14 protein-coding genes and 1 tRNA gene are annotated in these 26,996 nt (G+C 67.2%); 4 read left to right on the plus strand and 11 right to left on the minus strand.

The annotated features are described in order from the left end of the window. Positions 1-158 precede the first annotated feature (158 nt). On the minus strand, positions 159-2,588 hold the full coding sequence (locus tag AAHM44_RS03870) for a glucose/quinate/shikimate family membrane-bound PQQ-dependent dehydrogenase (protein ID WP_342249085.1): 2,430 nt from the start codon (positions 2,586-2,588) through the stop codon (positions 159-161). 288 nt (positions 2,589-2,876) lie between these two features. Here AAHM44_RS03870 and AAHM44_RS03875 point away from each other — a divergent pair, with 288 nt between their 5' ends. The 4 genes from AAHM44_RS03875 (at position 2,877) to AAHM44_RS03890 (ending at position 9,241) form a co-directional block, all read left to right on the plus strand. Further along, positions 2,877-4,076: a TetR family transcriptional regulator gene (locus AAHM44_RS03875; RefSeq protein WP_342249086.1), complete on the plus strand. Its 1,200-nt coding sequence runs from the start codon at positions 2,877-2,879 to the stop codon at positions 4,074-4,076. A 61-nt stretch (positions 4,077-4,137) separates the two neighbouring features. After that, positions 4,138-5,472, plus strand: a complete 1,335-nt coding sequence (locus AAHM44_RS03880) for an MFS transporter (protein WP_342249087.1) — start codon at positions 4,138-4,140, stop codon at positions 5,470-5,472. Between the two features lie 75 nt (positions 5,473-5,547). Then, positions 5,548-7,953, plus strand: a complete 2,406-nt coding sequence (locus AAHM44_RS03885; RefSeq protein ID WP_342249088.1) for a TonB-dependent receptor — start codon at positions 5,548-5,550, stop codon at positions 7,951-7,953. 73 nt (positions 7,954-8,026) lie between these two features. Next, positions 8,027-9,241 carry a Ca2+-dependent phosphoinositide-specific phospholipase C gene (locus AAHM44_RS03890; RefSeq protein WP_342249089.1) on the plus strand — a complete coding sequence of 405 codons (1,215 nt, stop codon included), beginning with the start codon at positions 8,027-8,029 and terminating at the stop codon, positions 9,239-9,241. A 147-nt stretch (positions 9,242-9,388) separates the two neighbouring features. Here the strand turns inward: AAHM44_RS03890 and AAHM44_RS03895 are convergent, their stop codons facing one another. From AAHM44_RS03895 to AAHM44_RS03940, 10 genes are all read right to left on the minus strand, one after another. Next, positions 9,389-11,941, minus strand: a complete 2,553-nt coding sequence (locus AAHM44_RS03895; RefSeq protein ID WP_342249090.1) for a glycoside hydrolase family 3 C-terminal domain-containing protein — start codon at positions 11,939-11,941, stop codon at positions 9,389-9,391. After that, positions 11,941-13,959 (minus strand): AMP-binding protein, encoded by a 2,019-nt coding sequence (locus tag AAHM44_RS03900; RefSeq protein ID WP_446745947.1) that lies wholly within the window; start codon positions 13,957-13,959, stop codon positions 11,941-11,943. The genes AAHM44_RS03895 and AAHM44_RS03900 overlap by 1 nt, the downstream gene beginning before the upstream one ends. Further along, entirely contained in the window at positions 13,956-15,554 is a 1,599-nt protein-coding gene (locus AAHM44_RS03905) for a tannase/feruloyl esterase family alpha/beta hydrolase (protein WP_342249091.1), read from the minus strand. The genes AAHM44_RS03900 and AAHM44_RS03905 overlap by 4 nt, the downstream gene beginning before the upstream one ends. Beyond that, positions 15,551-16,438, minus strand: coding sequence for an alpha/beta hydrolase (locus tag AAHM44_RS03910; protein WP_342249092.1), 888 nt, complete (start codon positions 16,436-16,438; stop codon positions 15,551-15,553). Before AAHM44_RS03910 ends, AAHM44_RS03905 begins: the two co-directional genes overlap by 4 nt. Then, complete coding sequence (locus AAHM44_RS03915) at positions 16,435-17,919, minus strand: carboxylesterase/lipase family protein (RefSeq protein ID WP_342249093.1); 1,485 nt, start codon at positions 17,917-17,919, stop codon at positions 16,435-16,437. Before AAHM44_RS03915 ends, AAHM44_RS03910 begins: the two co-directional genes overlap by 4 nt. Further along, positions 17,916-21,209, minus strand: a complete 3,294-nt coding sequence (locus AAHM44_RS03920) for a family 78 glycoside hydrolase catalytic domain (RefSeq protein WP_342249102.1) — start codon at positions 21,207-21,209, stop codon at positions 17,916-17,918. Before AAHM44_RS03920 ends, AAHM44_RS03915 begins: the two co-directional genes overlap by 4 nt. A gap of 19 nt (positions 21,210-21,228) precedes the next feature. Then, complete coding sequence (locus tag AAHM44_RS03925) at positions 21,229-23,922, minus strand: TonB-dependent receptor plug domain-containing protein (protein ID WP_342249094.1); 2,694 nt, start codon at positions 23,920-23,922, stop codon at positions 21,229-21,231. A 153-nt stretch (positions 23,923-24,075) separates the two neighbouring features. Continuing rightward, positions 24,076-25,362: a TetR/AcrR family transcriptional regulator gene (locus AAHM44_RS03930; RefSeq protein ID WP_342249095.1), complete on the minus strand. Its 1,287-nt coding sequence runs from the start codon at positions 25,360-25,362 to the stop codon at positions 24,076-24,078. A gap of 437 nt (positions 25,363-25,799) precedes the next feature. Beyond that, positions 25,800-25,874, minus strand: a tRNA-Gln gene (locus AAHM44_RS03935). Between the two features lie 23 nt (positions 25,875-25,897). Next, positions 25,898-26,995 carry a branched-chain amino acid aminotransferase gene (locus AAHM44_RS03940; protein ID WP_184168846.1) on the minus strand — a complete coding sequence of 366 codons (1,098 nt, stop codon included), beginning with the start codon at positions 26,993-26,995 and terminating at the stop codon, positions 25,898-25,900. Between the last annotated feature and the right edge of the window lies 1 nt (position 26,996).

The following is a 26,996-nucleotide window of genomic DNA, read 5'->3' on the forward strand; positions in this document are numbered from 1 at the left end:
ATGCGCGCCTGAAAGGGGGGCGGCGGACAGCAAAGCCGCTGCGAATATCGGTGTGTACCGGGCCAAAGCGCCCTCCTTCCCGTGTCGTCGGACACGGGATCATCCAGTGTTGAACAAGGGCGGGAGCGCAGCGGCGGGCCGCGCTCCCGATCATCGGGTCAGGGCAGCGCGTAGGCGATCACATAGTCGCCCCGATCAGGGGACTGGCGCGCGCCGCCTGCGGTGATCACGACATATTGCTTGCCGGTGCGCGGCGAGCGGTAGCTCATCGGCCCGCCCTGGCTGCCGACCGGCAATCGCGCCTTCCATACCTCTGCGCCGTTCGCCGAGTTGAAGGCCCGCAGGTAATAATCCTGGGTGCCGGCGATGAAGACGAGGCCGCCCTGCGTGGCCAGCGTGCCACCCAGAGTCGGCAGGCCGATCGGGATCGGCAGGCCCATGCGGATGCCGAGCGGGCCGGTGTCGCGCACCGTGCCGACCGGCACCTGCCACTTGATGCTGCGCGTCTTGAGGTCGATCGCGGTCAGCGTGCCATAGGGCGGCGCCTGGCATGGCACGCCGAGCGCGGAGAGGAAGCGATCCTTCACCACCGAATAGGGCGTGCCCTTCAGCGGAACGCTGCCCATGCCAGTGTTGACCGCCTCGCCGGCCGCGCCGCTCTTGCCCGCCTGTGTGGCGGTCTGCGGCACCATCCGCACCCACAGGCCCAGCCGCATGTCGTTGACGAAGACGGTGCCGGTGGTCGGATCGGTCGAGACGCCGCCCCAGTTCATGCCGCCGAGCGAGCCGGGGAAGCTGAGCGACTTGTCAGTGCCGGGTGCGGTGTACAGCCCCTCATAGCGCATGCCCTTGAACGCGATGCGGCAGAGCAGCTGGTCGAACGGGGTGGCACCCCACATGTCCTTCTCGGCGAGCGGACCCACCCCGATCTGCGGCATGCCGACCGAGCGCGGCTGGGTGCGCGCATAGGGTTCGCCGGGGATGTCCGCCGCCTTGACCGGCGTCTCGACGACCTTGGTCAACGGCTTGCCGGTGGCGCGGTCGAGCACATAGACCTGCCCGGCCTTGGTGCCGACGATCAGCGCCGGGACGGCCGGCCGACCGGGCATGGGGAAGTCGATGAAGCTCGGCTGCATCGGCACGTCAAAGTCCCAGAGATCGTTGTGGACGGTCTGGAAATGCCACTTCTCGCGGCCGGTAGTGGCGTCGAGCGCGAGGATCGAGGCGCCGTATTTGTGGTCGAGAGCCGTGCGCGGCACGCCGTACAGGTCGACCGACGAACTGCCGACCGGCATGAACACGGTGTTCGAGGCCGCGTCATAGGACATGGAAGACCAGACGTTCGGGGTCGAACGCGTATAAGTCTGTCCCGCCGGGGGCGTGCCGGTGATCGCGGGATTGCCGGGATCGAACGCCCAGCGCAGCTTGCCGCTGATCACGTCGAAGCCGCGGACCACGCCGCCGGGCATGTCGGTTTGGACATTGTCGGCGATGCGGCCGCCGACCACGACCGTGGTGCCGGCCAGCGTCGGCGCGGCGGTGAGCTGATATTGCGGGTCGGGCGCGTTGCCGAGGCCAGCCTTGAGATCGACCCGGCCGCCCTGGCCGAAGTCCGTGCAGAACTTGCCGGTATCGGCGTCGAGCGCGATCAGCTCGGCGTTGATCGTGTTCATCAGGATGCGGCGCTGGCAGGCGGCACCCTCCGGCACGGTGGCTGCGGCGACCGGCGTCGCGCCGGGCAGGCTCGGCTGTTGCAGCGGCGCGCGCGCATCGAAATAGGCGAGGCCGCGGCAGCGCATCCACACCGAGGCATGCGCGTTGATCAGCGCCTTCCACTTCTCGCGGCCGGTATCGGCATCGAGCGCGATGACGTTGTTGTGCGGAGTGCAGATATAGACGGTGTCGCCGATCTGCAGCGGCGTATCCTGATCCTCTGCGCCATTGCCGTCGCTCACCGCGACATCGCCGGTGCGATAGGTCCAGGCGACCTTGAGGTTCTGCACATTGTCGCGGGTGATCTGGTCCAGCGCGACGAAGCGGCTGCCGCCCGGCGTGTTGCCATAGGCGGCCCAGTCCTTCTGCGCCTGTGCCGGATCGACGGGAAGCAGCGCGCCCGGCGTGCCGGCAAAGGCCACGGTCGGGTGCGGCACGAACATCGCGCCGAAGCCGGTCGCCGAGGCGATGCCGAGCACGGCGCCCGTCGCAAGCGCCGGGCGCCACATCGGGGCCAGCCCCTGTGCGCGGCGCAGCAAGGGATAGGACAGCGCAACCACTGTCGCCCCCACACCCATCGCGAGCAGGCGGGAGATCAGCGGCCAGAAGCTCAGGCCCACTTCCCATAGCGCCCAGAGGATCGTCAGCGCGAAGGTGGCGCCGAAGACCAGCGCGCCGGCCGAGCGACGGCGCGCGATCAGCACGCCGGATACCACCAGCGCGATACCCGCGAGCAGGAAGTAGAAACTGCCGCCAAGGCTCACCAGCCTGGCGCCGCCGATGGCAAAGAACAGGCCCGCCGCGAGCAGTACCAGGCCTAAAAGCACCAGCCAGCTGCGTGTAAGCAGGCTGGCCCATTGTCTAGTGCCCGACATGCGGCACCTCCTTCTTGCGTAACGATCGTCGGGGAGGCCGGAATGCGGTTGGGCGATGGGACGCGTCGAATCGCGGAACCGTCGCGGCGGCGACGTCAACTGTGTACCAGTTAGTACATTCAGAGACGAAGTTCAAGCCGGACGGCCCGGCGGAGTGGTCGCCGGCAAATCCGGCACAGCGTCTTCCACCCGACCTGGCACCCTTGCGGCAAGCCCAACGGGGAACGCGCGCGATGCTTCGCGGATCGTGACCGGGAGAAGGGATTGCGATAGACCCGCGGCGTGCCCGTGAACCGATCAACGCTTCCCCTTGGTATTTCCGTCGATGCGATCGTCGACCAGGCGCTGGATCTTATTGCGTCCGGGGGACTCGCCGAACTGACGCTGCGACCACTCGCGACCAGCCTTGGCGTAAGCGTGCCTGTCATCTCGGCGCGCATGGGCAGCAAGGAGCAGCTAGTTGAGGGCGTAACGCAGGCAGCGCATGCGCGCGACCTGGTGTTCTTCGGAAAATGGGGAGCGCTTGCGAGCGATGTGGGCGCCAGGGACAGCGCCTCGCGCGCCGCCATCGCCGAACTGGCATTGCGCGAATGGGTGACCCGGGAGCGACGCCAGGCGATCCTCCTGATCGAGCTGGTGCATGATCGTGCGTTGCGGCCCGATCGGCTGCCTGTGCTCGAGGATTGGCTCGACGATGCCGGGCGGTTCTGGGCCGAACTGATCTTCGGGGACGCGGCGCTGGCCGAGCTGGCGCTCGGCTATGTGCTGGACGAGGCCGGATTCTCGCTCGGCGCCGGCGACGATCCGAAATATGCGCTGCTCCGTTCGCTGTGCCTCCAGCGCTTTGCGAGTGGCATCTTTCCCGGCGCGGATGCCGACAAGGGCGCCGTGATCGCATCGCTGATCAGCCGGCTCGATGCCGCCGTGACGCCGGCAGCCGAGGAAGAAGATGCGAAGCGCCAACGGATCACGAGCAGCGCCGCCGACCTGATCGTCTCGCAAGGCATCGAAAGCGTCACGCACCGCTCGGTCGCGCTTGCCGCCGGCGTGCCGGCCTCCACGGTCGTCTATCATTTCGGGGCCCGCGCCACCCTGGTGGTGGCCGGCCTCCATGCGGTCATTGCCCGCTTCCATAGCCGGCGGAGTGATATCCGCATCGACCATAATGGCACGCCCCCCAACGACACCAGTATCCAGGACCTGGTCAAGGCAACCTCGATGATCGCGCTCGCCAGCGCCCGCGAACCCAGCCTGCTGCCCTATGCGATCGACATGCGGCGCAGGCGCGGTGAGAACTGGCGCGCGAGCGACATGGCGCCAATGGGGATCGGTATCGGCGCGGGCTTCGACCGCGCGGCCGGACAGGTCCTGTCGATTGCCGCCTTCGGCATGGGCATGATCGGCATGGCGCGCAAGACTGCCGATCGCGCGCACTTTGCCCATGCCCTAGCCGCGCTGGAGACCTGGCGGACCCGGTCGACCGGCTGAGCGCGCGGAGTCATCGAAACGGCACAACCCGCTGATAGGCGCCGGGCCGGAGTGCGGCGGGATGGCGGATCGGGAAATATTGTCGGGCACGCGCCTCATCGTGCTGTCGCTGCCGTCGCTGGCCTTTGCAGGCTATGACCTCGCCCGGCGGGTGTTCCTGGCACCGTATCTTTCCGGCGAACTCTCGCTGCAGGTCGGTGTTGTCGGCTGGCTGGTGCTGCTCGCCAATTTCGCGTCGATTCCGGCCGAGTTGCTCGCGGGATCGATGGGCGATCACGGATCGGATCGGCTCGGGCGGCGGCGACTATGGATGATCCTGGGTACCGCGCTGGCGCTGATCGGCACCGCCGGACTGCTGCGACAGGGCACCGCGCCATCGATCACCTCGGTGGCAGTCGCACTGGTCGCGCTGGTGGTCGGCTGGGCCTTGTGCAACGTCACGCACGGCGCCTGGGCACTCGAGGCCGCGCACGATAACCGGTCCCGGGGACGGATATTCGGCACGCGGACGCTGTTCGGGATCGCTGGCGGTATCTGCTTTTCGGCGATCGGCGCACTGCAGGTCGCCAGCTGGCCCTCCCCTTTCACCGTCATCATGATCACCGTCGCCTTTGGTGCGCTGGTACTGCACGCCACACTCGTCACCCTGTTGCCTGACCAGGCGCCCGCGCCGGGCAGGTGGCGGCTCGCCTCGCTGCTCGATCCGTTGTGGCTGCTGTTCGCCAGTCGCGGCAATCGCCGGCTGGCAGCGCTGTTCGCGCTCAACGGTGCACATGCGGCGATCACCACCACCGGCTATTTCTACATGGTCGACAATGGCCTGGGGCTGCACGGCTGGGCGCCAACCGGGATCCTCGTTCAGACCATCTGCGCCGCCATCGGCATCCTGGCGGCGATCCGGATCGGCGCCAGTCTCAGCGCGCACGCGCTGCTGCGGCTGACGCTCTGGGCGAATCTGGGCCTGGCGCTTGCCCTGCCGCTGCTGCCCGCCGGCTCGCCAGTCGCGCTGATTCTGTGGACGGTGCCGTTCGGGCTGACCTCCGCGATCGACTTCATGGCCCTGCGGATGCTGCTCGGCGCGCGGCTCGATGCCGGAAGCTCGCCGTCGGGGAAGCGTGCAGCCGCGCATTATGCCGGGTTCCACCTGCCCTTCAATCTATGTGGCGCCGTCGCTTCGGGGCTGTTGTTCGCGGGCTATCGCACCCTGGGCTTCGACCCGCGCGCGGCCCTTGGGCCTGAACAGACGTTCGCGCCGGTGCTGCTCGTCCCGGGCGCGGCAGCCGCGCTGATCACGTTGGTTTCACTCAGAATTCTGGCGGATTCCTCGCTGGACGAGCCCGCCGGAATATCTTCAGCAATGCGCACAACTCCCGAGGCACTTACTGAACAAGTGTAATTATGCCGTCATGGATACACCATAGGAGGTGCCCCGTATCCCGCCGAATCGGTGGGACTTCGAGGGGTATTTCGGATGAGAACCGACCTGTTTCGTGCGCTGATGGCCAGCGCAGCAACGCTCGGCTGCGGCTTTGGCGTTACTGAACAAGCGTTTGCACAGAACGCCAACACCGCTCCCGTACAGACGAGCGAGGCTTCCGGGGATACCGGCCTCGCCGACATCGTCGTCACTGCGCAGCGCCGCCAGGAAAAGGCACAATCGGTGCCGATCTCGATCACCTCGGTCAGCGGCCAGGCACTGGAGGACAGCGGCTTCACCTCGCTCACCGACCTGCAATATGTCGTGCCCGGCGTTCAATATGACCCCACCCAGGGCGCCGCCTTCCAGATCCGCGGCGTCGGCAGCACTTCGTTCGATTTCTCCAATGCCAAATCGGTCAATGTCGTCGTCGACGACGTCGTGATGGATGCCCAGCGCGACAACGGCCTGATCGGCCTTACCGATATCCAGCGCGTCGACGTGCTGATGGGCCCGCAGGGCACGCTGTTCGGCAAGAACTCGACCTCGGGTGTGATCGCGATCACCACCAACAAGCCGGTGATCGGCCAGTTCTCCGGCACCGCCTATGCCAGCTATGGCGAGCGCAACGACCGCAACACCAATGCGACCGTGAACGTGCCGCTCAGCGATCAGGCCGCGCTGCGCGTCTCCGCTTTCGCACTGGGGCAGGACGGCAAGGGCCGCTATGTGGTGCTCGACCGCAATCTCGGCCTGGTCAGCGAATGGGGCGTGCGCGGCAAGCTGCTGTTCCAGCCGGCGCCGTCGCTCGAACTGGTGCTCGCCGGCGAATATACCCACCATATCGACACTGCCATCCGCGTGCCCGTTGGCGGCCCGGCCGGATCGACCTTTGCGCCCGCCGCCGCGCTAACCGCGGCGCAGATCGCGCTTGGCGTCGTCCCGGGGCCGGAGAACGCCGACAGCGCCGACGGATCGCTGGGCCATAACACCACGACCAACAAGGGCGGTTCGCTCCATGTGAACTATGAGATGGGCCAGCACACGCTGACCTCGATCACCGCCTATCGCGAGACGAGTTTCGACAACGACACGCCCGCCGATCTGCTGCCCCGCAACGTCTATGCCTATATCCCGTTCAATTCAGGCCGGCTGAAGACGAACAAGTTCAGCGAGGAGATCCACTTCGCCTCGCCCACCGGCGGCACGATCGAGTATCTGTTCGGCGCCTTCTACAACAAGCTGAATGCCAAGCAGACCCAGCTGCAATGGGGCACGCTCGGCACGCCGCTGCTGTCGCCTGCCGGTGTCCCGTCGCCGACGCTCTATGCGGTGACCGGCGCCTTCGATCCGATCACCAAGGCGATGCTGGGCAACGCCGTGCTGTTCGACGCCACCAACGAGGCGGCGGCCGCGTTCGGCCAGGTCAAGATCACGCCGGCGCGCCGGTTCAGCGTGACCTTTGGCGGGCGCTACAATTACGACTGGAACAGCCAGACGATCAGCTACGTCAATATCGATCCCAGGCCGATCACCGGCTATTCGCCGATCTTCGTCGCCACCGGCGCCGGGCCGACCGAGGCGTTCCGCACGGGATCGAAGAAGGGCGGCCGCTTCACCTATCGCATCGCGCCGCAATTCACGATCAGCCGCGACCTGATGGTCTATGCAAGCTATGCCACGGGCTACAAGCCGGGCGGCGTCGCCTTTGTCGGCAACCGCTACGATCCATACAATCCGGAATCGGTGAAGAGCTGGGAAATCGGCTTGAAGAGCGAGCTGTTCGATCGCCGCGCCCGGTTCAACCTCGCAGCCTTCTCGTCAAAGTTCACCGATTTCCAGGCGACGATCCTGACGCCGGTGAGCACCGGCATCGGCGGGTTCATCCTGGCGTCGGCGATCGGCAACGCGCCGGGCCTGCGTTCGCGCGGCATCGAGGCGTCGCTCATGGTCAAGCCGGCGCGGCAGATCACGCTGGGCGGCTCGGTTACCTATACCGACGCCACCTTCACCGATTATGTCGCCAGCCCGACCGCCAACTATACCGGCACGCGCCTTACCAATGCGCCCGAATGGCAGGCTAGCGTGACGATGGACTATGCCGACGAGATCGGCGCCGGGCTGAACTTCAAGGCGCATCTCGACTATGGCTATCGCAGCGACACCCAGACGGTGACCGGCGCGATGCTCGGCGACATCCTCGCCCCGGCCGTCAGCAACGCGGATGGCACCAAGACGCCCAATTCCACCTATTCGCGGATCCCGGGCTATGGCTTGCTCAACGGGCGTGTCAGCCTGGCCAAGCTGGACGGCGTGGTGGAGTTCGGCGTCTATGCCCGCAACCTGCTGAACACCTATTATTCCACCGGCTGGCAGATCTACGGCCCGCTTGGCCTGCTGCACTATACCTCGCCGAACGCCTACCGGACGCTCGGTGCCTTCGCCAAGATCAACTTCTGACGCGCCTTCGCCGCCGCTCCCGGGCCAATCGGCAGGGGGCGGCGCGCGATCCGTCGCACCAAGGACCCACGACATGAAGAAGCTCGCCATCGGCCTCGGCCTGATCGCCACCTGCACCGCCGCCGCGATCGCCATTGCCCAGGAAGCGCCCCGCACCGAGGAGGTGCGGCTCAACGAGATCCAGGTGATCGGCACCCACAACAGCTATTCGCAGGGCATCGACCCGCAGCTGCTGGCGATGGCCGATGCCACGCTCGGCCCGAAGCTGGCCGCCTTCACCAAGGCGATGCCCGAGAAGATGAAGGCTGACTGGCAGGAATATCACCCCAATTTCACCAGCATGAGCGAAGGCTTGAGCTATCGCTACACCAGCCTGTCCGACCAGCTGGACGCCGGGATGCGCAGCCTCGAGATCGACATCAACAACGATCCCCAGGGCGGGCGCTACGCCCATCCGGCAGGTCTAGCCGCGTTGCGTGCCAAGGGCGTCAGCGACAGCCAGATGCTGCCCTATGACGCCACCGACATGGAGAAGCCCGGCCTCAAGGTGTTCCACGTCGCCGATCTCGACGTGCGATCGAGCTGCAACCTGTTCACGCGCTGCCTGAAGCAGCTTCGCGCCTGGTCCGATGCGCATCCGGATCACGCTCCCATCTTCATCCTGGTCGAAGCGAAGAGCGATGCGCTGCCGGTGTTCCCGAACTCGTCCCCGCCCCTCGCCTTTGATCGTGCCGCGTTCGACGAGATGGACCAGTCGATCTTCCGCGAGATTGGCCGCGACAAGCTGGTGACGCCGGACCAGGTCCGCGGCACCTATCCCACGCTCGAGGCCGGCGTGCTCGCGCACAACTGGCCGACGCTTGCGAAGTCGCGCGGCAAGTTCGTCTTCCTGCTGCTGACCGCGATGGATCCCCAGGCGCTGGCCGCCTATCATGCCGGGCACGAGAATCTGGAGGGCCGCGCGGCCTTCCTGCGCGCCACGCCGGGGCAGAGCTATGCCGCTTTCCTCCTGCTCGACAATGCCAATGTCCGCGCCAGGGAGATTCCCGAACGCGTGAAGCAGGGCTATCTGGTCCGCGCCCGTGCCGACATCGAAACCTATGAGGCGAAGGTGAACGACCCGACCCGCGCCAACCAGGCCTTTGCAAGCGGCGCGCAGATCGTCTCGACCGACTTCTACAAGCCGGGCAACGCGTATGGCACCAGCTATGTCGTGCGACTGCCCGGTGGGGGCGAAGCGCGCTGCAACCCGGTCAACGCCCCTAAGGCCTGCCGGCTCGGGCGCTGACGAGTTACACCACGGGAGAGAGTGATCCCGCGGCGGCCAGTGTTTCCTACCCGGTGCGTTGGAAACACTGGCATCCACAATCCCGAGTGTGGCCGATGTCTCCGCCTTCGCCTGGTCGAAGCGTTCGTGCCCTGGAGCCATCGCGCTTCAGGGCACGAACGCGTCCCCGCCCGCAACCATCACCTCGCCGCGCAGCCGGATGTCGTCGGAACCGCCACCAACCTGGAGAGCATAGGCACCCGGGCGCACCCGCCAGCGGTGCTCGGCTTCGTCCCATGTCGCGAAGGCGCGCGGATCTATCGTCAGCGAGACCCTGCGGCTCTCGCCCGGCGCGAGCGCGACTTTCGCGAAGGCACGCAATTGCCGCACCGGCTCGCCCTCGCCCCGCTCGGCGGGCGCAACATAGAGCTGGACGACTTCCTTGCCTCCGGGGCCGGCCTGATTGCGTAGCGTGAGCTGGACCTTGAGCGGCGCACCGCCCCTCAGCCGACGCGGTGCCTTGAGCGCCGAATAGCCGAAGCGCGAATAGGAAAGTCCGTGCCCGAACGCGAACAGCGGCGCGGTGCCCGCCGTGTCGAATTTGCGGTATCCGACGAGCAGGTCTTCGGAATAGTCGCTGCTGATCTTGGAGAGATCGGCGCGGTCATCGGCATCCGAAGCGGGAAAGCTCACCGGGAGCTTGCCCGAGGGATTGACCCGGCCGGCAAGGATAGCGGCCAGCGCCTGCGCGCCTTCCTGGCCGGGGAACCAGAGCTGGAGGATCGCGGGCACCTGGTCGCGCCACGGCATCGTCACGGCGGCGCCGCTGTTGACCACCACTACCGTGCGCGGGTTCGCCGCGGCGACGGCGGCGACCAGCTTGTCCTGCTCGCCCGGGAGCGCAAGCGTCGGGCGGTCATAGCCTTCGCCCTCGGTCGTCGAGGAGGAACCGACTAGCACGATCGCGGCGTCGGCGGCGCGCGCTGCGGCCACGGCTTCGTCGAGCGAAGGCGAAGGCTCGCGGAGCCCGAAGGCGAGCGCCTCATAGGGCGTCTGGCCGGTCGCATAGTCGAGGCGGATGCGATAGCCGCGCCCGGCCTCCAGATCGAGCGCAACGGTGCGGCGGAGCACCGGGAAGCCGATCACGTCGCGCGCGTCCGGCACGCCCTTCACGCTCTTGTCGAGGATAGTCTTGCCGTCGAGAATTAGCGTCGCGGAGCCCGTGCCGCGGATGCTGAGCTCGTGGCGTCCGCTGCGGCGCGGCCACAGCCAGCCCTCCCAGCGGAGCGCGGCGTAGCCGATGACGCTGGCGCTCGCGACATTGCCGCTGATCCGCTTGATGAAGCGGGTCTCGCGGGCGCTGCGCACCGGCTCTCCCGCGAAGTCGGCTGCAGCGAAATAGCTGGCCTGCAGCCCGGAATCGGCATGGCCGGCATCGGGGCTGAACAGCGCAGCATCGGCCGCGGGAGGCGTTTCCTCATTGTCGACGCCCTGAGCATAAGTAATCCGTACGCCCGGATAGGCCGCGCGCAGCGCCGCGAGCGGCGACGCGATGGCGTCGAACGGCACGACTTCGGAGCTCCCGCCACCCTGCATCCGCGCGGAAGCGGCATTGGGACCGATCACCGCAAGCGTGCGGATGTCGGAGCCGAGCGGCAACACGGCCTGGTTCTTGAGCAGGACGATCGCTTCCTCCGCAGCAGCGCGCGCGACATCGGCATGATTGCGGGCCGGAGCCGGCGCCGAGGGTGCGCGATCCAGCACGCCGCTGCGCAGGATCATCCGCAGCACGCGCCGGGCGTTGTCGTCGATCTGCGCAAGCTTCACTTCGCCCGCATCGACCGCCTTGCGCAGCTTCGCGCCGAACTGCGCGGGCGGGCCCGGCATTTCGAGATCGAGCCCGGCATTGGCGGCCGGCGCCGTCGAGTGCGTTGCGCCCCAATCGGAGACGACCGCGCCGGGGAAGCCCCAGTCCTTCTTGAGTACGTCAGTGAGCAGCAGGCGGTTCTGCGACACATAGGTGCCGTTGACCTTGTTGTATGACGCCATCACCGACCAGGGATCGGCCTGCTTCACCACCGCTTCGAAGGCCGGGAAATAGAGCTCGCGCAACGCGCGCTCCGAAACCCGGGCATCGACGAAGAAGCGATTGGTTTCCTGGTTGTTCGCGACGAAATGCTTGAGCGACACCCCGATACCTTCGCGCTGGACGCCACCGACATAGCCGAGCGCGATCTGTGCCGTGAGATAGGGGTCCTCGGAATAGGTCTCGAAATTGCGGCCCCAGCGCGGCGTGCGCACGATGTTGACCGTCGGGGCGAGCAGCACCGAAGCACCGTCGGCACGGGCCTCCTCGGCGATCGCGCCGCCGACGTGCGCGGCAAGCGCCGGATTCCAGGTCGCGGCGATCGCGGCACCGACCGGGAACACGGTCGCGGGCTTGCCCTCGGGCGACCGCACGCCGGTCGGCCCGTCGGTCATCTTGATCCCGGGCACACCGAGGCGCGGCACGCCGTTCGTCGTCATCGAGGAAGCGCCGGCCAGCAGCGCGATCTTCTCGTCGAGCGTCATCCGCGCGATCAGATCGTCGACGCGCGCGTCCAGCGGCGCGGATAGGCGGCGATACACCGGCGCTTCCGCGTCCTGCGCCGACGCGGGCGCGAGCCCGGCGGCGGAAGGAACCGACAGCGTCATCACAAACGCGATACTCAGGCCGCGCATCAGGGGATCTTCGCGAGATCGGCGGCGGTCTTTGCGAGCAGCTCGTCGGTGAGCTTGCCGCCCGAATATGGCTGGAGCTGCGTGAGGCTAAGGCCCTTGATCATCTCATATTGCGGAATCTCGAGCAGCCCGGGCAGATCGGCATTGAGAACGGCCTTCGCCGCTTCGTTGGCGGCGAGCGTCTCGATCGGCGTGTCGAGGGAATATTTCGGCGCGGCGGCCGGCACCGGGCTCGCAGCAGGCGCGGCCTGGGGCGCAGTCTGCGGCAGCGCGGCCGCGGCGAGAGCCAGCAACATAATCATCATCGTATCTCCTGGGATTCGCCGGAAGCCGGCGGCGACGTTTTCAAGACCCAGTTCGGCGACCATCGCCTCGCGGATCAGAAACTTCTGGATCTTGCCCGTGACCGTCGTCGGAAAGGCATCGACGAAGCGGATGTGGCGCGGAATCTTGTAGTGCGCGATGCGTCCCTGGCAGAAGGCGCGGACCGCCGCCTCGTCGCCCGCTGCCCCGAGGCGCAACCGGATCCAGGCGCAGAGCTCCTCGCCCATCCGCGCATCCGGCACACCGACCACCGCGACGTCCTCGATCGCGGGGTGGCTGAGCAGGAAATCCTCTATCTCGCGCGGATAGATGTTCTCGCCACCGCGGATCACGACATCCTTGATGCGGCCGACGATCCGGCCATAGCCCTCGGCGTCGATGGTCGCGAGATCGCCGCTGTGCATCCAGCCGTCTGCGTCGATCGCATCGGCGGTGCGCTCGCGATCGTTCCAGTAGCCGAGCATCACCGAATAACCGCGTGTGCACAATTCGCCGGGCCGACCCGCGGGAAGCGTCGCGCCCTCGCCATCGATCACCTTGCATTCGAGATGCGGCAGCACGCGCCCGATCGAATCCACGCGCCGATCGAGGCTGTCACCCAGCCCGGTCTGGAAGCTCACCGGGCTCGTCTCAGTCATCCCATAGCCGATCGTCACGTCGCGCATGTGCAGCCGCGCGATCACGTCGCGCATCAGCGGCTCGGGGCACACCGCGCCCGCCATGCATCCAGTCCGCAGCGAAGTGAGGTCGAAGCGGGCGAATTCGGGATGCGCCAGCACCGCGATGAACATCGTCGGCACGCCGTACAGCGCAGTGCAGCGTTCGGCTTCGACGGCTGCGAGCACCGCGCCCGGATCGAACGCCGCCGCGGGATAGATCATCGCCGCGCCGTGCGTGATGCTGGCCAGATTGCCCATAACCATGCCGAAGCAATGGTAGAGCGGCACGGGGATGCAGATGCGGTCTTCGGGGCCCAGCGCCATGCCGCGGCCGACGAAATAGCCGTTGTTCAGGATGTTGCGATGCGAGAGCGTCGCGCCCTTGGGCAGGCCGGTGGTCCCGCTGGTGAACTGGATGTTGATCGGATCGACCGGATCGAGCCTGGCGGCCAGCCGATCGAGCTCGGTCCGCGCACCGGGGCGCATCGCCGCGATCTCGTCGAACGCCAGCCAGCCGGGGCGCGGACCGCCGCCGATCCGGATCGCCGCCCGCAGCGTCGGCAGCCGCGCCGCGACCAGCCGGCCCGGCTCGCTCTCCGCGAGCTCCGGTGCCAGCGCCTCGATCATCTCGAGATAGGCGCTGGTCTTGAAGCGCTCGGCCGCCACCAGCGCCTTGAGGCCGACGAGGTTGATCGTGAATTCGGCTTCGGAAAGCTGATAGGCCGGGTTGATCGTCACGAGGATAAGCCCCGCACGCGCCGCGGCGAACTGCGTGAGCGCCCATTCGGCGCAATTGGGCGACCAGATGCCGATCCGGTCCCCCGGCTCGAGCCCCAGCGCGAGCAGCCCCGCCGCGAGCGAATCCGCGCGCGCAAGCAGCTCGGCGAAGCTCCAGCGAACGCCCTGCGCGACCGACACTAGCGCATCGCGACCGCCCCAGCGCTCCGCGGCGTGCACCAGCGCCTCGCCGATGGTGATGTCGAGCAGCGGAGGCGCATCCGCCCCCGTGACGTGGCTGAGCGCGTGCGCGGTCATGGCTTGCCCGGCGCCGTGCAGGTGAAGTTGGCCGCGTCGTCGGTGGATCCCGTGCCGCTCCAGCGCGCGACCTTGGGATAGGCGCATAGCGGGCGGGTGCGAACCGGCTTCGCCGGGAAGCCGAGATAGCCGAACAGGTCGTTGTCGAACTTGGTCGCCATGATCCGCTCGGGGGCTGCGCCGCCCTGGTGCCAGGCATCGATCGTTCCGAGCGCGTCGAACACATTGGGGCCTGGCCCGGCGAGGCAGTGCGACACGCCCGGCATCATGAAGAGCCGCGCGGAATCGCGGGCCGCCCGGTTTGTCCGCTGCACCCGCGTGAAATAGTCGATAGTGTTCTCAGGCGCGATCGCCGCGTCCTGCCAGCCGTGATACATCAGCAGCTTGCCGCCCCGGCCGAAGAAACTCCGAAGATCGGGATTATCGGCGTCGAGGTTCGCGCCCTGAAGCCGCTTCGCCAGCGCATAATCGCGCGCCAGATCGAAGCGCGCCAGGTCCCAGGACGGATCCGAATGGACCATGTAGCGCATGAAGTCGGTCGAGAAACGACCGTGCTGCGCGTTCGGCCCGGTAAGCCACAGATCCCAGGTGCCCGGCACCGCCTCGGCACCGGGCATATACCCCGGATAGAAGGGCTTGCCGTCCGCCGTCCGCACGCCGCGATAGAGCGCGCGCGCCGTCTGAACCTGCGGCGCGGTGAGGCAGCTAGGCGCGTCGCCGGCCTTGCACAGGAGCACACCCGGATCGAAGCGGCACGTGCGCGGATCGTCGATTACCCCGTCGGCCACGCCGTCCTTCGCGTCGCACTGCGCGAGCGCCGCGTCCTGGAGCAGCTTGAGCTTGGCATTGGGGATCACCGCTTCGGGCCGCGCGAAGGAGATGCGAGCGTCGGCGGCGAACGCGCTGGTCATCCGCGTCCAGGGTATCGCCGGCGCACCCGCGACGATCGCGTCATAATCCGTCGGAAAGCGCTGCGCTTCCATCAGCGCTTCCCGGCCGCCATCGGAGCAACCGTGGAAATAGCTCGCCGCCAGCGGCCGGGGATAATAGGCCGCGACCACGCGCTTCGCCGCCTCGGCGCCCAGATGGTTCGCGCGCCAGCCGAAATCGCGGATCTTCTCGGGAGCATTCAGGGCCCATTTTCCGTCGACGTCGCCGCTGCCGACATGCCCCATGTCGGTGCCGACCGCGGCATAGCCGCGTGCGACGCCGCCGCGCATCGTGAGCGAAGGGATCATCAGGCTGCCGCCAAAGCCGCCATTGCCCGCACCGAGCAGCTTGCCGTTCCACGCCGCGAGCTCGGGCAGCCACACCTCCACCTTGATCGACGAACCGGGAACCGGCGTGAGCACCGCCTGCACGCGGCAGAAGGGCGCCGCGGCGGGAAGCCCGGGCTTCCCGGGCTCGGTATCGATCGTCGTCCCCTTGCCGACGGGAGTCGCGGAAACGACACTGCCGTTGCCCAGCGCCAGCCCGGCGAGCGCCGCGCAGCCCCCGCCCGAGCGAGCGGGTGCCGGAGACAGTCTCCTGCCTTCGGCTGCACCGGTGACGACCAGCGCCAGCACGCCGGCGGAGAGCAGGTGGATCGACTTCATTTGCGCAGCATCCCCAGCGATTCGAGCCAGTCGCGCATCCGCGCGGTCCATTGATCGACAGACTTGCCCTTGTGCTCCATGCCGAAGCCATGGCCGCCATCGGGATAGGTCACGAGCTCCGACCTGGCCCCCGCCGCGCGCCAGGCGGCATCCAGCCTGGCACTGTCGTTCCGCGAGAGCTTGTCATCGTCGGCGACGAGCACGAAGAGCGGCGGCGCATGCGCCGGCACCGCGATCGGATCGGGGAGCAGTCCGGGGTAGATCGCCGCGGCAAAATCGGGACGGCTGTCGCGGTGGCCGGCAGCGAGCGTCCATACCGTCACCGCCCCGCCGGCGGAGAAGCCCATCAGCCCGATCCGATCCGGCTTGATACCATATTGCCCGGCATGCGCGCGGACGAAGCGCACTGCCTGCTCGCCATCCGCCGTCGCAAGCGGCCGCAGCGGTGCGACGGCGTCGGCAAGCTCGGGCAGATGCGTCAATCGCCGAATGAACTGCCCGGTGAAATCGTCGCCGGTCTGCAACAACCGGTAGCGCAGCACGAAGGCGGTCACGCCCATGCCATTGAGCCACTTCGCCACGGCGGTGCCTTCGTTCTCGATCGAAAGCAGGTGGAAGCCGCCGCCCGGAGCGACGATCACGGCAGTGCCGTTCGCGATTGCCGGATCGGGGCGATAGACGGTGAGCGTCGCATCGCTGACATTGCGAACGATCGTGCCGAACGGAAAACGCGTCTCGGTCACTTCGGGACGGGACGGCGCCTGCGGCGGCGGTGCAGACCAGATGCGCCGGGCACCCGGATCCTGCGGCAGCACATGCGGAGCGCAGCCCATCGTCAGCAGGGCAAGCATGGCGCCCCATCGCAACTTCTTCGCCATCGTCATTGCCCTGCCTCCCGTGCGGCGGCGATCGCGGCGAGCGACGGGCTGCCGGCCTCCGCCATCGCTGCGGATGCGCCGATCGCGAGCAGGCGCGGCGCGGTGCCGTTCAGGCGATCCCAGCGCGGCAGTCCCTTGCCGTTAGGGTCGCCGGTAGCCGCGAAGCCGGCCCAATAGTCCGCGATCCGCGCCGCCACCGCCGCATCGACGGCGCTCGGCTTCGCATCGCCCTTCGCGAGATTGTCGAACTGGAAGATCACGTCGGTCGCATGGCCCGCGCCGATGCCTTCCTTGCGCTTGGCCTCGGCGACATAGCCGAAGCGATAGAGCCAGGTCGGCGCGCCCGTCGCCGCGTGCCAACGCGCCATCGCGAGAGCCGGCTCGGTGAACATCGCGTCGCCGGCCAGATAGCGCGTGGCCTTCTCGGGCGAGGCATAGCTCGCCTTGACCGCATCGGCGCCCTTGCCCAACGCCGCGAGCACCGGACCATTGACCATCGGCAGCAATCCCACGGGGACAAAGCCCAGCTCGTCGTCATTGTTGCCGATGATCAGCGGCACCCTGGCCTCGCGCCCCGCCGCGAAGACGCGCGCGGCGTCTTGGGGCACGATATCGCCATCGGTGATCGGCCCCGAATAGCGCGCATCCTCCTTGTTGAGCATGTTGATGCCGCCAAGCACCGCCGGCGCGGGCAACGCACGCAGGCTCGCAGCATCGCCAGCGCCGGCTGCGGCCGCAAAGGCGCTGCCCTTGGCCTCCGCCTCGGACGGGACGGGCCAATGATCGCGCCCGCCACCCGAGGCGCTGATCGCCCGGGCGAACAGCCCGCGAGCCGCCGGGGACGCCATCAGCCGCAGCACCGATTCTCCGCCCGCGGATTCGCCGAAGACCGTGACTTTCGCGGGATCACCGCCAAAGCCCGTAATGTTGCGCTTCACCCATGTCAGCGCGGCGATCTGGTCCATGAGGCCGTAATTGCCACCGCTGCCCTCAGCGGTGAGCGCAGGGTGTGCGAAGAAGCCGAAACGGCCGAGCCTGTAGTTGAAGCTCACCACCACGACGCCGCGCGCCGCCAGCCGTGCACCATCGGTCTCGGCAACCGAACCCGATCCGCTGACGAAACCGCCGCCATGGATCCACACCATTACCGGCAGCTTCTCCCCGGCAGCGGCGTTCGGCGTCCAGACGTTGAGGAACAGGCAGTCCTCGCTCGTCGGCTGGCCGCTCGTCGTGACGCCGGGCATCGCATTCTGCATGCAATCATTTCCGGCCCGGCTCGCGTCGCGCGGCGCGGTCCAAGGCACGGTCGGCGCGGGCGGACGCCAGCGCAGGTCGCCGACCGGCGGCGCGGCATAGGGAATCCCCCGAAACGCCATGATCCCCTCGGCGCTGACGCCACGCACCGGCCCCGCCTCGGTCCGCACCTGCTGCGCCACGGCGGGCATCGCAACGAACAGCAATGCGCCTGCGGCCAATATCCGGATCATCGCCTGCCTCCCGTCTGAAATACGAAGCTGCCGGCGCCGGTGCGATAGACCGCATAACCGGCCTCATCGCGCACCCGCGAGGCGTCCGCTGGCGCCGTGATCGCGCCGAAGCCGAGCGGCACCCAGATCTCGCCAAGCGCATTGGCGGGGACCTCGGCGGTCAGCGTCAGCCGTCCCGCCTCCACGCGCCAGCGTGACGCGGCGCGACCCTGAACGGTCTCCATCACTGCCTCGGCGCTCGCCAGCCCCGCGGGGATCGCAGGCTTCACCAGCACCGTCTTGTAGCCCGGCGCGCCCGGCCTCAGCCCCGCGAGCCGCTGGCGCATCCAATCGGCAATCGACGCGAAATAATGATGGTCGCGCGAGCGGCTGGCGAGGCTCCAGCTCTCGAACATCGTCGAGTGGCCGTTGACGATCCACCAACCCCAGCCGGGCTCGTCCGTGCGCGTCGCCAGCCTGTAGGCAAGGTCGGCATGGCCATGGTCGCTCAGCACATCGAGCAGGTGACGCGTGCCGAACACACCGGTGCGCAGCCCCTGTTTCTCGACATCGCGCGCGATCGTGTCGGCGACGCCCTGCGCACGCCCCTCGGGCGCCATGCCGAAGGCTAGCGCGAGCACATTCTGCACCTGAAGCGGCGGTCCCGCCACGCCCTTGGCGTCGATGGTGCGGTACCAGCCGTTCGCGGCATCCCAGTAGCGGGCATTATAGGCCGTCCGGATGGCGTCGGCGAGCGCGCGATATCGGGCCGCATCCTCCTCGGCACCGATCACGGCAGAGGACCTGGCGAGCAGGTCGGCCTCATGGAAGAAATAGGCCGTCGTCACCGCATCGACGCCGCCGCCGCGCGAATTGAAGAAGTCCAGGCTTCCCGGCGGCAGCCATTCGCTGAGCCCCTTGGCGCGGAAGAAATCAGGCGCCCGGATGAAGGTCGCGGTATAATCGACCAGCCGCCGCTGCATCGCATGGCTGCGCGCCAGGATGCGCGTGTCGCCGTCGGTGACGTAGAGCTCCCAGGGGAGGATCAGCGCCGCTGCGTCCCAGGGCGTGGTCGGTCCCCACATCAGGTTCCAGCCCGGCGTGTCCTCATAGCCGTAATAGGGCGTGGCGGGCACGATCTCGGGGATCTCGCCCTTGTCCGACTGGGCATCGCCGAAATCGTCAAGCCATTTGGTCCATACGCGCGCGATGTCGAGGCTGCGCGCCGCGGCTCCCGCCGACGCCTGGGCGTCGCCCGTCCAGCCATTCTTCTCATAGGTCGGCGTGTCGGTCTGGAAACCGTGGAGATTGTTGAGGATCGTCGCGGTGGCGGCGGCGTCGATCTTGCCCAGCAACGAGTCGGCGCTGGCGAAGCTGCCGATCCGCGCGACGTTCGAATGCACCACGCGCACACGGAGTGCGCCATCGCCCGGGGTGCCCGGATAGCCCTCGACCTGGACGTACCGGAAGCCGCGATAGCCGAAACTCGGCTCCCAACGCTCAAGCCCCCTGCCCGCCAGCGTATAACGATCGGTCTGCAGCTGGGCATCGATCAGCCCCGATGCAGGCACCACCTGCCCGTCGTCGCCGAGCCGCTCGCTCGCCACCATCGAGACGGTTGCGCCCCGCGCGCCCCGCACCTCGAGCACCGGCCAGCCGGCGACGATCCGCCCGAAGTCATAAACCCATACGCCCGGCGTCGGCTGCGTGACCGTGACCGGCGCGATCGTCTCGACCGGCGCGATCGGCTCGGAATTCGCGGCCACCAGCTTGCCCGCGGGTCCGGCGACCAGGCGCGCGGCCTGCCAGCCCGGCCCGGTGCCGGCGCGATCCCAGCCGTCAGGCAACAGCCGCGCGTCGTAGCGTTCGCCGCGATGGATCGAATCGCCCAGCGTCGGCCCCGAGCGCGTCTGCCAGCCGGGGCCGCTGGCGACCGTCTGGCGGGAGCCGTCGTCATAATCGATCTCGAGCTGAGCCTTGAGCGCGGGCTCCGCATGCCAGGGCGCCGCGTGGAAATACCATTCGTTGGGATCGCTGAGCCCGTACCATCCGCGGCCCAGCTCGGCTCCGATCACATTCTGCCCGGCACGCAGGAGGCTGGTGACGTCGGCGGTGTATGCCAGCACACGCTTATCATAGGCCGTAAAACCGGCCCCCAGCGGCGAACCCACCGCGGCCCCGTTCAGCGTGATCCGCGGCATCCCGCCCGCGGAATAATAGAGCCGGGCCCGAATGGCCTTCTTGCCGGGCGTGAGCCGGAACGCATAGCGTACCAGCGGCGCCGGCGCTTCGATCGGCAGCACCAGATCGATGTTCGGGACGCCGCTTGCAACCACCAGCCCCTGCGACGAGACGCTGCCGCCGGTGAAGGGATTGTCGTTGCGTGCGAAATCGGTCGAGATCGCGGGACTGTCGCTTCCCGATACCGCGACGGCGTGGATCACGGCGGCCCGCGCTTCCTTTGCGCTGAACCCGATTGTGCCGTGGCTATGCGTCGCATCTTCGAGCGTATCGGCGATCACGCCGTCCAGGCTGGTGACGATGCGCGTACCCACCGCCTGAATGCGCAGCCGGTGCCGCACACCCTTGAGCGGCTTCGCCAGCGGCACGCGCTTCAGCTGTACGGTCTTCACGGCCGAGCTGGTTCCGCCCGGATAGGTACGCAGGCTTTCGATCAGCTCGGGCCCGTCCTTGCCCTCGCGCAAGGTCCAGACATAGGCATCACCGAAGGTCTTGCCGTGCGGCAGCGCCCGGAACAGCACATCGACGGCGCTGCCGGTGAGCGTCAGGTCGGCTTCGAGTGTGACGTCGCGCCAGTCATGGTCGCGGCGATCGGGCCCGGAAATCCAGCGCGCACTCCAGTCTGCGGAGGCGAGCAGCCCCATCTCCCACCAACCGGGCGTGCTCCACTCCGTCGCGCGGCCATTGCCGTCCCAGGCCTGCACCTGCCACCAATAGCGCCGGCGCGCCTCGAGCCTCGGACCGGCATAGGCGATCTGGACATTGGCGTCGGAAGCGACCTTGCCGCTGTCCCATACATATGGGCCGGTCTTCAACGCGGCGGGAGACGCTGCCACCCGGATGCGATAGCCAGTCTGGCGCGCCACCGGTGAATGCCAGGCGAGCCGTGGCGCCGGTGAGTCGAGCCCCAGCGGCGCCTCGGTATATTCGACTTTCAGCTTCCACGGATCGGGGCCCTGGCGACCGAGACCCGCCGTTGCCGGCATCGCGAGCACCAGTCCCGCCAGCAACGGCAGGAGACGGCGGCACCACCGCGCACTGCCTTCACGTCCCCCACTCGATACGCGCATCGACGACAACTTCCGCTCCCTAGAACTTCGTCCGGATGCCAAAGGCGAACAGCCGCCCCAGCGTGCCACCATTGGTGTAACCCGGCGCGCTGTTCAGGAACGGCGGATCCTGATCGAACACATTATCGACATTCAGCGTCAGCGATGTGTTCTTGATCAGATTGCCGAGGTCATAGGAGAAGAACAGGTCTACAGTGTCGAACGCCGAGACGCGCGTCTGCGGAAGCACGCCGCCCAGCGGGAAGCCGCTGCGATGGTTGAGCGTCGCCTGACCGGTAAATCCTCCGACCTTGCCGCCCAGCCCCGCCGTGAAGGCCAGGCGCCCGGTGCCATTCTTCAGATCGTCGCTGAACGGGCCGCCCTTGATCGTCTGGGTCCTGCGGCCGAGCGTGTACGTCCCCGCGAAACTCGCGTTCAGCGAACCGAACGACGTCGAGTGGACATAGGCGAGATTGAAGTCGATCCCGTCGGTATGCACCGCACCCAGGTTGGCGCGCGTCGCCAGGAACAGCACGTAGGGAGAACTGGCCGCGTAGAGTGCGGCAAGGCTCGGCACGCCGTCGATACGCAAGCTGCCGGCCGCGGCCGTCGCCTGCGCGAGCGTGGGGTTGAGGATGTAGAAGCTTGAATAATTAGGGTCGGCGAAGAGCACCGGCGACGTGAACGGTGGCACTGCGATCGCATCGGTGAAGCGGACGTTGAAATAGGTCGCGCTCAGCACCAGCCCGGGCGCGAAGTCGGGCTTGAAGTCGAAACCCAGCGACCAGGTGTCGGCTTTCTCGGGCTTCAGGTTGGCGTTACCGCCCGCAATCGCGATCGTAGGACGCAGGATGTCGAACGGGGAGCTGTTAGCCGCACGGAACGGGCTGAACGGAATCACCTGCACGCGCGAGTCGACCGAATTGCCGAGATCGGCAAGGCTCGGCGCATGGAACGACGTTCCGTAGTTGCCGCGCAGGGTGAGCGAACGGACCGGACGATAGGTGATGCCGATCTTGGGATTGGTCGTCCCACCCACGTCGCTATAATCGTCATAGCGCGCCGATCCGGAGATCTCGAGGCTGTAGAGTCCCGGCGACCGATTGCCTTCGCCGACGAGCGGCACGAGCAGCTCGCCGAACACCGACTTGACGTCGCGCTCGGCAAAGGAACTGCCGCCCGTGATCGCGGCTATGGGGCCGCTTCCGGTGAAGGACCGGATGTTCTCATAGTGATATTCGGCGCCTGCCGCGAGGCGAACTTCGCCACCCGCCAAGGCGAACAACGGGCCATCGACCACGGCCCGGCCTTCGGCGAGCTCCTGCGTCGCCTGGCCGTAGTTGACGAAGTCGTTGATCCTCGCGAGCACGCTCGGCGACGTCGCGGACAGATTATAGGGATTCAGCGCCGTCGCCGTGGTCGTCCCGCCCAGCGCCGCGGTCACCGCGCTCGCATTGATCGCATCCTCGGTCGTCTTATTCTCGCTACGCCCCAGATTGGCGCGCGTACGCAGCTGCCAGCCCCCGCCGAGGTCGAACTCCATCGAAGGCGTAATGCCATAGGAGGAGAAGCGCGCCGGGCTGACGTTGCTCGGCCCGAACACCGAATCGAACGACATCGCCACGGTCTGGGAGAGTTCGGTGCCGATCCGCGAGAAATAGGGGTTGAGGATCGTGATCGTATCGCTCTGCGTCGATTGCGCGCTGCGCGTCACGGTATCGCGCTGCGACCAGTAGCCGGTCAGCGAGAAATGGACCGCATCGCTCAATTCCTGCGTCAGCCCGGCGAACACGCTGTGCCGCTTTTCGCGCGGGACGATGTCGGCATAATCGGTCTGGTCGCAGCGGTTGATCGTGCCCGGCACCTTGCCCGGCAGCGCATAGGGAATGCCGCCGATCAAGACATTGGCGGGCGTGCAGGCCGTGCCGCGGTTGTCATTGCCGCCACCCGCGCGATTGTCCGCCGTCACATAGTCGCGGTCGATGCCAAGAATGTTGTCGTGCCAGGCATAGGCATAGGAGACGAAGATCGATCCAGATCCCCAGTCCTTGCCTGCGATCACGCTGCCGTCGAACGACTTATAGTCGTCCGCTATTCCGTAGCGCGCATTGATGCCGATGCCGTTGTAGCGCTTGCGCGTGATGAAATTGATCACGCCCCCGATCGCGTCCGATCCATAGATCGACGAGCCGCCGTCGGGAATGATCTCGACCCGCTCGATCACATCGGGCGGGATGATCGAGGGATCCACCGACGTCTGGAGCACGCCCGCGCCCACCAGGCGGTGGCCGTTCATCAGCACCAGCGTGGTCGATCCTCCCGACGCGCCGAGATTCCGGATGTTGGGGCGTACGATCGGCAGGGCATAGCTGCCGGTGCCGATCGGTACTGTCCCGAAATTGCCCACCTGCGGAATCTGCGCGAGCAGATCGTTGGTCGAGACGGCGCCCGTCGCCACCACCGCCTCACGATCAACGCCGATGACATTGGTCCCGACCGGAGCAACACCGCGGATCAGCGTTCCGGTGACCACGATGTCGCCACCCCCGCTGCCGTCCGCCGCGGCGTCCTGCGGCGACTTGCCGACCTGTGCGACAGGCTCCGCTGGAGGCGCGCTGTCCTGCGCATATGCGACGCTGCCCCCGCCCAGTATCCAGGCGATCGCCGCCGCCGACACGCCGAGGCGCAGCAAATGAAATCCCGCGGCACCGCGGCCCGCAACTTGTCCGTTCATCCCATCCTCCCCGATGGCCGGATTCCCGGCTCGTTTCGGTTGGAGAGGCGCAAGGCGCCACCCCGGTCGTGCCCCGCTTCTTTGAGGCGGTTTGCACTATTCAGGGTTACGACCTCCGGGCCGATGCGTCAATATTTTTAAAAATATGTACTGTTAATGAGTTGACGCTCTGCCGGCAGCGGCAATCTCGTCGCGAAATGCACTTCGCGCGGCGGAGAGTTGCGCAATCGGGCTGCCTGTTGAAAGCGCGCGGATCTGCTTTCCGATGAACACTGCCTGCATCCGCAGCGCGTCGAAAGCGGCGACATCCGGATTGAGTTGCTCGAGCTGGCGACGCCATGCCTTTGCCTGGTCGGCGATCACGCTCCACACGGCCGAGCGCAGGTCCAGCCGCCGCGCCGACTCGACGCCGATTGAATAGATCGCGATCGCGGCGCGGCCGTGCTGCGTCACTTCGCGGACGAAAACGGCGGCAGTCAGGTCGGCGAGTCCGTCGAGTGTCAGTCCTGCGCCCCCTGCCGAGCCGACCATGTCACGGTAGCGGTGCTTGGAGCGTGCGAACAACTCGGCTTCCGCGGCCTTCAGCAGGCCGTCGATCGACCCGAAATGATATGCCGGCGCCGCTATGGTAAGACCGCATTCCTGCGCCACGGCCTTGTAGGTGACGGCGCCCGCACCGTTCGCCACGAGCAGCGCGATCGCACCTTCCAGGATGCGCTCACGCGTTTCACGCGCCTTGGGCGTTCGCCGTGCAGGCGGGGACGGCCCGGCCTCGGGCGCGGTATCGCGGGGTGCCCAATGGATGACGGGATCGGCGCCCGCAGCGAAAACCGCGGCGACCTGCTCGGGCTTGAGCTCGAGCGGCAGCGTGATGAACAACAGGCCGATGGCGGTGTCGATGCCGGACACGACCGCCTCATCGCTCAACTCGCCGTACATGGCACGCGCCAGATCGCTCCACGCCTCGAACAGCTTGCCGAACCATTCGTCTGCGATCGCATGGCCTTCTGCGGTACGCGCGGCCTCAAGGATGATCTCGCACCACGCGAGCGCCAGCCGCCGATATCGGCCGGAAGCGTTGGTCAGCAGTTTGGTGACGAAGCCCGCAAGATCGGGCGCCCTGCCCTTGCCACGGCGCTGCCGCAGGGCCGCACGACGGAAAGATTCGACATAGCCATCGAGCAAGCGCCGGGAAGCATCGGCGATCATCTCGCCCTTGGTGGCATAATGATAGGTCGTCGCGGCAAGCGACACTCCGGCCGCCGCGGCAACCAGGCGATGCGTCACGCGGCTCGAACCCGCTTCGGCGAGCAAGGTGATGACGGCATCGGCGATCCGGGCTTTGGTCCGCGCCGCGCGCGCGGGGGATCCCGGCTGTCGCCGCTCTCGCACCGACCCGTCGGTCGCCATGCGTTCGCTCGATCCAACGTTCTTCGGCATCACCAAACCATATTCCTTAGCGCTACAGGGGCACTAGTCTTCGCGACGCTCCAACGATGCGCGGCACCGCGCCATCAGCACTCCCTCGAGAAGAAGGTCGCAAATCACCTACGCCACTCAGGCGGCATGTTTTAAACAATTGTACAATGAATGCCACCCGAGGCCAGACGCGAGCGCCACCGCTCCATTTCGCAACCGACGGGCTCTTCGGCCACATCAACGAAATGCGCTCCCGGTGCCGATGCGCATGCCGGGATCGCAGCAGTGACGGGAGGACCGTCGCGGTCCACCGGGTGGTAAAACACACGTCGCGAAGACAGCCGGGCCGAGCGATTCAGCCGGCGCAAAACCCGAGGCAAATGGCCGAGATTTTACGGAAAGAGGCGCGGCATGACCGCCCTCTGCACGCAAAATCTATGCATATGTGTTGATTGCACTGGCTGGGGCGGCAGGATTCGAACCTGCGAATGACGGTACCAAAAACCGTTGCCTTACCACTTGGCGACGCCCCAGCAGAGCGGCGGCTTATAGGGCCTTAGCCCAGCCGTTCAACCCAGCCATGCGTGTCCGGCACGGTACCGCGCTGGATGCCTCCGAGCTCGGCGCGGAGCTTCTCCGTGACGATGCCCGGACCGCCATTGCCGATCATGAATTCATAGCCGTTGCCGCGCACCTGGCCGATCGGCGTGAGCACCGCCGCAGTGCCACAGGCGAAGGCCTCGCGCAGCTTGCCGCTCTGGGCATCGGCCTTCCACTGGTCGATCGAATAGCGCTCCTCGCGCACTTCGATCCCCTGCTCGCGCGCCAGGGTGAGCAGCGAGGCGCGGGTGATGCCCGGCAGGATCGTGCCGCCCAGCGGCGGGGTGATGATCGAGCCGTCGTCCATCACGAACATCACGTTCATGCCGCCCAGTTCCTCGACATAGCGGTTCTCCACCGCATCGAGGAACACGACCTGGTCACAGCCATGGCCGATCGCTTCCTTCTGCGCGACTAGGCTCGCGGCATAGTTGCCGCCGCACTTGGCCGCACCGGTGCCGCCCGGCGCCGCGCGCGTATAATGCTCCGAGACCCAGAGCGTGACCGACGGCGCACCGCCCTTGAAATAGGCGCCCGCCGGCGAAGCGATCACCATGTAGAGATATTCGCTGGCCGGCTTCACGCCGAGGAACACTTCGCTCGCGAACATGAAGGGGCGCAGATAGAGCGAGCCGCCCTCGATCTCGGGGATCCACTTCTCGTCGATCTTCACCAGTTCGCGGATCGACTGGAGGAACAGCTCCTCCGGCAGCGGCGCCATCGCCATCCGCTCGGCGGACTCGCGGAAGCGGCGGGCATTCTCGTCGGCACGGAACAGCGTGACCGCGCCATCGGGCGTGCGATAGGCCTTGAGGCCCTCGAAGATCTCCTGCGCATAATGCAGCACGGCCATTGCCGGATCGACCTGGATCGGCCCCCGCGGCTGGACCTTCGCGTCGTGCCAGCCCTTCTCTACCGAATATTTGATCACCACCATGTGATCGGTGAACACCTTGCCGAAGCCCGGATTGGCGAGGAGCACGGCGCGGTCTGCATCGCTGACCGGGTTGGTGTGCGCTTCGAACTCGAAATCCAGATTGGTGGTGGTGTTCATC

The organism is Sphingomonas sp. OTU376, assembly GCF_038440415.1.
GTDB classification, from domain to species: Bacteria; Pseudomonadota; Alphaproteobacteria; order Sphingomonadales; family Sphingomonadaceae; genus Sphingomonas; species Sphingomonas kyeonggiensis_A.

What these genes read in the sequence shown, in the direction of transcription:
- AAHM44_RS03905 (WP_342249091.1), bottom strand. Translation starts at nt 15,554, where the DNA reads ATGAAGTCGATCCACCTGCTCTCCGCCGGCGTGCTGGCGCTGGTCGTC.
- AAHM44_RS03870 (WP_342249085.1), bottom strand. Translation starts at nt 2,588, where the DNA reads ATGTCGGGCACTAGACAATGGGCCAGCCTGCTTACACGCAGCTGGCTG.
- AAHM44_RS03930 (WP_342249095.1), bottom strand. Translation starts at nt 25,362, where the DNA reads ATGCCGAAGAACGTTGGATCGAGCGAACGCATGGCGACCGACGGGTCG.
- AAHM44_RS03925 (WP_342249094.1), bottom strand. Translation starts at nt 23,922, where the DNA reads ATGAACGGACAAGTTGCGGGCCGCGGTGCCGCGGGATTTCATTTGCTG.
- AAHM44_RS03940 (WP_184168846.1), bottom strand. Translation starts at nt 26,995, where the DNA reads ATGAACACCACCACCAATCTGGATTTCGAGTTCGAAGCGCACACCAAC.
- AAHM44_RS03900 (WP_446745947.1), bottom strand. Translation starts at nt 13,959, where the DNA reads ATGACCGCGCACGCGCTCAGCCACGTCACGGGGGCGGATGCGCCTCCG.
- AAHM44_RS03910 (WP_342249092.1), bottom strand. Translation starts at nt 16,438, where the DNA reads ATGACGATGGCGAAGAAGTTGCGATGGGGCGCCATGCTTGCCCTGCTG.
- AAHM44_RS03885 (WP_342249088.1), top strand. Translation starts at nt 5,548, where the DNA reads ATGAGAACCGACCTGTTTCGTGCGCTGATGGCCAGCGCAGCAACGCTC.
- AAHM44_RS03915 (WP_342249093.1), bottom strand. Translation starts at nt 17,919, where the DNA reads ATGATCCGGATATTGGCCGCAGGCGCATTGCTGTTCGTTGCGATGCCC.
- AAHM44_RS03890 (WP_342249089.1), top strand. Translation starts at nt 8,027, where the DNA reads ATGAAGAAGCTCGCCATCGGCCTCGGCCTGATCGCCACCTGCACCGCC.
- AAHM44_RS03895 (WP_342249090.1), bottom strand. Translation starts at nt 11,941, where the DNA reads ATGCGCGGCCTGAGTATCGCGTTTGTGATGACGCTGTCGGTTCCTTCC.
- AAHM44_RS03880 (WP_342249087.1), top strand. Translation starts at nt 4,138, where the DNA reads ATGGCGGATCGGGAAATATTGTCGGGCACGCGCCTCATCGTGCTGTCG.
- AAHM44_RS03920 (WP_342249102.1), bottom strand. Translation starts at nt 21,209, where the DNA reads ATGCGCGTATCGAGTGGGGGACGTGAAGGCAGTGCGCGGTGGTGCCGC.